Source organism: uncultured Limnohabitans sp., from assembly GCF_937889215.1.
GTDB lineage: Bacteria > Pseudomonadota > Gammaproteobacteria > Burkholderiales > Burkholderiaceae_C > Limnohabitans_A.
The window spans coordinates 1-6,907 of record NZ_CALBEX010000266.1 but is presented as its reverse complement, the minus strand read 5'-3'; the positions used below and the strand labels follow the sequence as shown (position 1 = coordinate 6,907).

Sequence of the window (6,907 nt, the reverse complement as noted above, 5' to 3'; positions counted from 1 at the left end):
CCGCTACCCTGCCCCCGAGATCAATGACCTGCCAGACGACATCAAAGCCAAAGTGCTGGAGGTGCAAGAAAAAGCCGGGTTTGTGCCCAATGTGTTTCTGGCCTTTGCCCGTCGTCCGGCCGAGTGGCGGGCTTTTTTTGCTTACCACGATGCACTGATGACCCCCGAGACGGTGGGGCGCACAAGCGGCCTCACAAAAGGTGAGCGCGAGATGATCGTGACCACCACCAGCGCGGCCAACCACTGCCTGTATTGCGTGGTGGCCCACGGCGCGATCTTGCGCATTTACGAGAAAAAACCTTTGGTGGCGGACCAGGTGGCCATCAACCACCGCAAGGCCGACATCAGCCCACGCCAGCGCGCCATGCTGGACTTTGCACTCAAGGTTTGCGACCACTCAGACGAGGTGGAAGACGCCGATTTCGCCGCCCTGCACGCGCACGGTTTTGACGACGAAGACATCTGGGACATCGCGGCCATCACCGCCTTCTTTGGCCTCTCCAACCGCATGGCCAGCTTCAGCGGCATGATGCCCAACCCCGAGTTTTACCTGATGGGCCGAGCTCCAAAGGCCAAACCAGCGGCTTGACCTGAAAGGGTCAGGCCGGAGGTGACGCAGGCGGTCGGGCCAACAAGGCCCAGGCCATTTGTGTGAGCGCGTCCTCAAATGCTGGACTGCCCAGCAAGGGCGATTTTTCCAGGCTGGCGCTGCGCAAGGTGCCAATGACCGAGCGGGTCAGCACAAACATTTGCGCGGTGCTGGGCGTGAGCAGCCCAGGGTGATCGATGCGCTCAAAAAACACGGCCAGCCGGTCGGCCACTTGGCGCACCGCGTTGGCCGTTTCGTCGGGCTTTTCCAGCGTCCAACCCAAGCGAATCAGGGTTTGGCTCAGGCCTTTGCCATGAGCAAAACCTTGCAGCAGGATGTGGATGGCATGGCCCAGCAACTCTCGGCCGTCCATTTGCTGCACATCGCTGCGTGTTTCCAGCTCGCGCAGATAGCCCTCCAACTCTTGCAGCACCAGATCTTGCCCGCGTGCGGACATGGCACGCACCAACATGTCTTTGCTGGGAAAGTACTGGTAGAGCGTTCCTATCGAAAAACCGGCCGAAGCGGCGACTTTGTTGGTGGTCAATCCGGCCTCGCCCTCTTTGTCCAAAATCTGAGCCGCAGCCTTGAACAGCGTCTGAATCGTCTGCTGCGCCCTCGCCTGCGTGGGCTGGCGACGCCCGTCTGCTGGGGCTTTGGGCTTGCTGGCAGGTCGCGAAGTGGGCATGGCAGAGGCCTCTTGAAAACATGAGCCGTTTGCGAGTTGTGGCAGGCTCAAAAAGATGAAAATGTTCATATTCTGACGCACCACGGAGATTGCACCATGCAAGCCAGCCACAACGCCGCCCATGCCCCAACCGATTTGACCGTTCGCCGCCTGTCGGTGGACTTGTCCAAAGGTTTTTCTCGCCACTGGAATGGTGGGGACGCGTTTTTGACGGCTTATGCCAATGCTTTGTCGATGAGCTTTCCGGTGGGCGAGCAGTCGTTCATCGATGCCGTCAAGAACGGCGCCAAAGCCTTGCCCGACACGCCCGAAAATGCCGACCTGAAAAGTGTGGCCAAGGGCTTCATCGGACAAGAAGCCACGCACCGCCACCTGCACGCCCTCTACAACGACCACCTTGAAAAGCAAGGCCTGGTCAACCATTGGGGCCCCCGCGCCGAGCGCCGCCTGAAAAAAGGCCGTGAAGAGTTTTTCAGCAAAAGCGAAAAAGGTTATCTGCACGAATTGGCCATCACCGCGGCTTTTGAGCACTACACCTCGATTTTTGGCGACCTGACGTTGGACCGCCTAGACCAAGCCGGTGACTGGTTTGCTGGCGCAGAAGACCCCCTTAAAACCCTCTGGCGCTGGCATGCGGCCGAAGAGTCCGAGCACAAATGTGTGGCCTTTGACCTGTACCAACGTTTGGGCGGCAACCATACTTGGCGCATGCGTTGGTTTTGGTACGTGACGATTCAGTTCAGCACCGACGTCTTCCGCCAAACGGTCAACAACCTCTGGCACGACAAAACGCTCTTCAAGCCCTCCACCTGGTGGTCGGCCAGCAAGTTCTTGTTCGGCCGTCACGGCATGGTCTGGCGCGTGGCCAAGCCCGTTTGGGAATACACCCGCAAAGACTTTCACCCCATGCAAGTGGGCAGCGCCACTTTGTCTCAAGACTGGCTGCAAAGCCATGCAGACCAATGGCGTGCGGTGGGCGCACCAGCCCAACCCACGGCATAAACGCCCTTCAGTCGCTGACCAAGGCCCTCACCCAGTCGGGGAGGGTCACCGCTTTTTGATTGGGAAAATCCACCCAAATCGTGGTCGCGCCACCTGCGGCAAAGATCACCCCCGGCTGGTCGGTGCGCTCCAGCGTGCACCAACTCTCAAAGGTGGTGCGGCCCGGATCGCTCACATACATCTTGGCCAAGATGCTGCCCGGGTATTCAAACTGTTGGTAGAAGTTACAAAACGCATTGACGATCACCGGTCCTTCGCCCTGCGGGTTGGGCATGAAGCCGATCTTGTCAAACCAGTCAATGCGGGTGCTTTCCAAGTACCGGAAATACACCGTGTTGTTGACGTGGCCCATGGCGTCCATGTCACCCCAGCGAATAGGAATGACCAACTCATTGACAAATTTTTTCCGCTCAGGGAGTTCCAGCTTCATGGCTTTGCCCTCAGACCGCAAAACCGTCGTCAGCCGAAACGACCGCGCCATTGATGAAGTGGCTCTGGTCGCTGGCCAGCAGCATCAGCAAGGCATCCAGGTCTTGCGGCTGGCCAACGCGCTTGCGCGGCAGCATGCTGATGAGCTTTTGGCCCTGCTCGGTTTGCCAGTGGTGGTGATTGATTTCGGTGTCGATATAACCCGGGCAAATCGCGTTCACGTTGATGCCGAACTTGCCCCACTCCACCGCAAAGGCCTTGGTCATTTGAATCACAGCGGCCTTGCTCATGCAGTAAACGCCAATTTGCGGCAACACCTTCAGGCCCGCCATCGAGGCGATGTTGATGATGCGCCCGCCCGTGAAGCTGCCCGGCGCAGCGCCCTTGGAACGGGCCAGCATGCGTTTGCCCACCTCTTGAGCCACAAAAAAAGCGCCGCGCACATTGGTGTTCATGATGAAGTCGTAGTCTTCTTCCGTCACGTCTTGGATGCGCTGGGTGGTGCTCACGCCCGAGTTGTTGACCAAAATGTCGATGCTGCCCATCTCGGTTTCGGCATGCGCCACGGCCGCCGCAATGCTGTGGCGGTCGGTCACGTCCATCTCGACTACACGGGCGTCGCCCCCCGCGGCCTCGATCTCGGCCCGCAGGTCTTTGAGTTTTTCCATGCGGCGACTGGCCAACACCACGCCCGCCCCGGCTGCGGCAAGGGTTTTGGCAAATTGCGCCCCCAAGCCCCCCGAAGCGCCAGTGACCAGGGCCACACGGCCCGACAACTCGATTTCATAAGCCATGTCAATTCCTCACAGGGGTTTCGTATCCGTTGCTACAAAAAAGGTGACTCAATTGTGCAGGGGAACCGCCCTCAAGTTGCATAAAATGAGTCACACGCCCGACACCCTTGGTGTCGCCTCTGCATCCACCACTTTCCCAAAGACACCGCCATGAGCCCCGAAGAAATCATCAACACTTACGGCCCCCGCGAATCCATGCCCTACGATGTGGTCGTGGTCGGCGGCGGCCCCGGTGGCCTGTCCACGGCCATTCGCCTCAAACAATTGGCCGCCGAAAAAGGCCAAGATGTGTCGGTGGTGGTGTTGGAAAAAGGCGGCGAGCCCGGTGCCCACATCTTGTCGGGTGCCATCATGGACCCCAAGGCGCTGACCGAACTTTTCCCCAACTGGAAAGAGATGGGTGCCCCGCTCAACCAGCCTGTGACCGACGACGCCTGGAGTTTCCTGAGCGAGACCGGTGCCACCCGCACGCCCGGCATGTTCTTGCCCGAGTGCGCCCAAAACCACGGCAACTACATCATCAGCCTGAGCAACTTGACCCGCTGGCTGGCCCAGCAGGCCGAAAACCTCGGCGTCGAAATTTTCCCCGGCTTTGCCGCAGCCGAGGTGCTGTACAACGAGGACGGCAGCGTCAAAGGTGTGGCCACTGGCAACATGGGGGTGGGCAAAGACGGAGAGCCGACAGAAAACTTCCAGCTCGGCATGGAACTGCACGCCAAGTACACCGTGTTCGCCGAAGGCTCTCGCGGCCACTTGGGCAAACAGCTGATCGCCAAATACAAACTGGACGAAGGCCGTGACCCGCAAACCTACGGCATTGGCATCAAGGAAGTCTGGGAGATCGATCCTTCGCGCCACACCCCCGGCTTTGTGATGCACACCGCCGGCTGGCCCATGAACAACGACACCTACGGCGGTGCTTTCATGTACCACATGGAAGACAACAAAGTCTCCATCAGCTACGTCGTGGGTCTGGACTACGCCAACCCTTGGCTCAGCCCGTTTGAGGAATTCCAGCGTTGGAAAACCCACAACAACATCCAGTGGTACTTCACCAACGACAAGGGCGAAGTCAACGCCAAACGCATTGGCTACGGTGCCCGCGCCATCACGGCTGGCGGTCTGATGAGTCTGCCCAAAACCGTGTTCCCGGGCGGTGCACTGGTTGGATGTGACGCGGGTTACCTGAACGTCAGCCGCATCAAGGGCAGCCACGCTGCCATCAAAACCGGCATGCAAGCCGCCGAAGCTGCGTACGACGCCATCGTGGTAGGCCGCCAGCACGACGAGCTGAGCGCCTACCCAGAGGCTTTTGAGAAGAGCTGGCTCTACACCGAACTGAACAAGTCGCGCAACTTCAAGACTTGGTTCAAAAAAGGCCTCACAGTCGCCACGCTCATGAATGGTTTCGAGCAGTTCGTGCTGCGCGGCCACATTCCATGGACGCTGCGCCGCGACAAAGCCGACCACACCTACCTCAAGCCTGCGGCCGATTGCCCCAAGATCGACTACCCCAAGCCAGACGGCAAGCTGACCTTTGACCGCCTCTCCAGCGTCTTCATCAGCAACACCAACCACGAAGAAAACCAACCGGCCCACTTGACGCTGAAAGACGCCAGCGTGCCTGTCAACATCAATCTGGCCAAGTACGCAGGGCCCGAGGCGCGCTACTGCCCAGCTGGCGTTTACGAATTCGTGAAGAACGAAGACAACTCAGACCGCCTGCAGATCAATGCCCAAAACTGTGTGCATTGCAAAACCTGCGACATCAAGGACCCCACGCAAAACATCGTTTGGGTCACGCCCGAAGGCGGCGGTGGGCCAAATTACACAGGCATGTAAATCGACACCAAGCACCCCAAAGAGGCTCTAAGAGCCTCTTTTTTTGGGCACTGCTGATGGGTACCGCCCAAGGTCACAAAGGCATCACCACCCCCGCGAAAACCCTAGCTATAACGTGGAATGATCCCTTCATAATCCAACTTGTATGACAAGTTGATTCGCAGCTTGTTGTCGTCCATTGAATCACCAGGAGCTATCGAATGAAATTGAGCAAACTGATGTTGGCCATGAGCTTGGTCGTAGGCATCATGTCCACGGCCACAGCGCAAATCACCATGCGCAACAGCATCTCTGTCGGCCAAAATTCGCACCAAGGTGAGGCCATCGACACGCTGGCCAAAGAGGTCGAAAAGCGCACCAATGGCCGCATCAAAATTCAAAACTTCTACTCTGGCTCTTTGGGTGCTGAGCGCGAATCCATCGAATCGGTGCAACTGGGCACCCAAGAGCTGACCACCACCTCCACAGGTCCGGTACCCAACTTTGTGCCTGAGACTCGGATTCTGGATGTGCCCTTCCTGTTCCGAGACAAAGCCCACGCACGAGCCGTGCTGGACAGCCCCATTGGCCAAGAACTGCTTGGCAAGTTCGAGTCCAAAGGCTTCAAGGCCTTGGCTTGGGGTGAAAACGGCGTGCGCCACATGACCAACAGCAAACGTGCCGTGAATTCGCCCGCTGACCTGAAGGGCCTGAAGATGCGCACCATGGAAAACCCAGTGCACGTCGCAGCCTACAAAAGCCTGGGCATCGTGACCACCCCTATGGCCTTCACTGAAGTGTTCACCGCCTTGCAACAAGGCACTGTGGACGGCCAAGAGAACCCTCTGTCGGTGATCATGGCTGCCAACTTCGACCAAGTTCAAAAGCACTTGACGCTGACTGGCCACGTTTACTCGCCCGCAGTGATCTTGATGAACAAGGGCACGTTTGACAAACTCAGCGCCGCTGACAAACAAATCTTCTTGGATTCTGCCAAAGAAGCCGTCAAGGCCAACCGTGCCCGCGTGGACAAGGACGATGCCAACGGCGTGGCCGAGTTGCGCAAAAAAGGCATGAACGTGATCGAGAACGTGGACAAGTCCAAGTTCGTTGCCACCATGGGTCCCGCCATGGCCGAGTTTGAGAAACAGTTTGGCAAAGCCAACCTGGACCGCATCCGCAACTTCAAGTGATCTGAAGCATTTGCAACGCCCGACCGGCGAAGGCTGGCGGGCGTTTTTCAATTCAGCAAAGTAACGGGCCGATGAAACAACTCTTTTTGCGCTTCGAGCACTGGACCACGTCCATCTCCATGATGATCGCTTGCCTCATGATGACCCTGGCCTCTGGCTTTGGCATCCATCAGATCTTCACCCGCTTCATCATCGAATCCCCAGCCGAATGGACCGAGGTGCTGATCCGCTTCAGCCTCATCTGGATGGTGTTTCTGGGCATCCCCACTGCTTTTCGACAAGGGGCCATGGTGAGTGTGGACATGCTCTATCGCTTAAGCGGTGAACGCATGCGCCGCTTTCTTGATGCCGTGGTGGCCATTGCCGCACTGACGCTGTGCAGCATCATTTT

Annotated in this window: 8 protein-coding genes; 5 read left to right on the top strand and 3 right to left on the bottom strand. The window is 58.1% G+C overall.

Translation table 11 applies throughout. The features are described 5' to 3' along the window. The coding region (locus Q0341_RS06810; protein WP_299511449.1) for a peroxidase-related enzyme at positions 1–589 on the top strand (589 nt) is incomplete at its 5' end. A 10-nt stretch (positions 590–599) separates the two neighbouring features. On the opposite strand, the gene Q0341_RS06805 is transcribed toward Q0341_RS06810, so the two are convergent. Then, positions 600–1,277 carry a TetR/AcrR family transcriptional regulator gene (locus Q0341_RS06805; RefSeq protein WP_299511446.1) on the bottom strand — a complete coding sequence of 226 codons (678 nt, stop codon included), beginning with the start codon at positions 1,275–1,277 and terminating at the stop codon, positions 600–602. Positions 1,278–1,373: 96 nt separating this feature from the next. On the opposite strand from Q0341_RS06805, the gene Q0341_RS06800 reads away from it, so the two are divergent. Continuing rightward, positions 1,374–2,279 carry a metal-dependent hydrolase gene (locus Q0341_RS06800; RefSeq protein WP_299511443.1) on the top strand — a complete coding sequence of 302 codons (906 nt, stop codon included), beginning with the start codon at positions 1,374–1,376 and terminating at the stop codon, positions 2,277–2,279. 7 nt (positions 2,280–2,286) lie between these two features. On the opposite strand, the gene Q0341_RS06795 is transcribed toward Q0341_RS06800, so the two are convergent. After that, positions 2,287–2,709, bottom strand: coding sequence for an acyl-CoA thioesterase (locus tag Q0341_RS06795; RefSeq protein WP_299511441.1), 423 nt, complete (start codon positions 2,707–2,709; stop codon positions 2,287–2,289). Positions 2,710–2,719: 10 nt separating this feature from the next. Further along, positions 2,720–3,502, bottom strand: a complete 783-nt coding sequence (locus tag Q0341_RS06790; RefSeq protein WP_299511439.1) for an SDR family oxidoreductase — start codon at positions 3,500–3,502, stop codon at positions 2,720–2,722. A 150-nt stretch (positions 3,503–3,652) separates the two neighbouring features. Between Q0341_RS06790 and Q0341_RS06785 the strand changes: the two genes are divergently transcribed. The 3 genes from Q0341_RS06785 to Q0341_RS06775 form a co-directional block, all read left to right on the top strand. Beyond that, complete coding sequence (locus Q0341_RS06785; protein WP_299511436.1) at positions 3,653–5,344, top strand: electron transfer flavoprotein-ubiquinone oxidoreductase; 1,692 nt, start codon at positions 3,653–3,655, stop codon at positions 5,342–5,344. Positions 5,345–5,544: 200 nt separating this feature from the next. Next, complete coding sequence (locus Q0341_RS06780) at positions 5,545–6,516, top strand: TRAP transporter substrate-binding protein (protein ID WP_299511435.1); 972 nt, start codon at positions 5,545–5,547, stop codon at positions 6,514–6,516. Positions 6,517–6,587: 71 nt separating this feature from the next. Further along, positions 6,588–6,907, top strand: a 320-nt coding sequence (locus tag Q0341_RS06775; protein WP_299511433.1) for a TRAP transporter small permease, incomplete at its 3' end; no start/stop codon positions are given.

What these genes read in the sequence shown, in the direction of transcription:
- Q0341_RS06790 (WP_299511439.1), bottom strand. Translation starts at nt 3,502, where the DNA reads ATGGCTTATGAAATCGAGTTGTCGGGCCGTGTGGCCCTGGTCACTGGC.
- Q0341_RS06780 (WP_299511435.1), top strand. Translation starts at nt 5,545, where the DNA reads ATGAAATTGAGCAAACTGATGTTGGCCATGAGCTTGGTCGTAGGCATC.
- Q0341_RS06800 (WP_299511443.1), top strand. Translation starts at nt 1,374, where the DNA reads ATGCAAGCCAGCCACAACGCCGCCCATGCCCCAACCGATTTGACCGTT.
- Q0341_RS06805 (WP_299511446.1), bottom strand. Translation starts at nt 1,277, where the DNA reads ATGCCCACTTCGCGACCTGCCAGCAAGCCCAAAGCCCCAGCAGACGGG.
- Q0341_RS06795 (WP_299511441.1), bottom strand. Translation starts at nt 2,709, where the DNA reads ATGAAGCTGGAACTCCCTGAGCGGAAAAAATTTGTCAATGAGTTGGTC.
- Q0341_RS06785 (WP_299511436.1), top strand. Translation starts at nt 3,653, where the DNA reads ATGAGCCCCGAAGAAATCATCAACACTTACGGCCCCCGCGAATCCATG.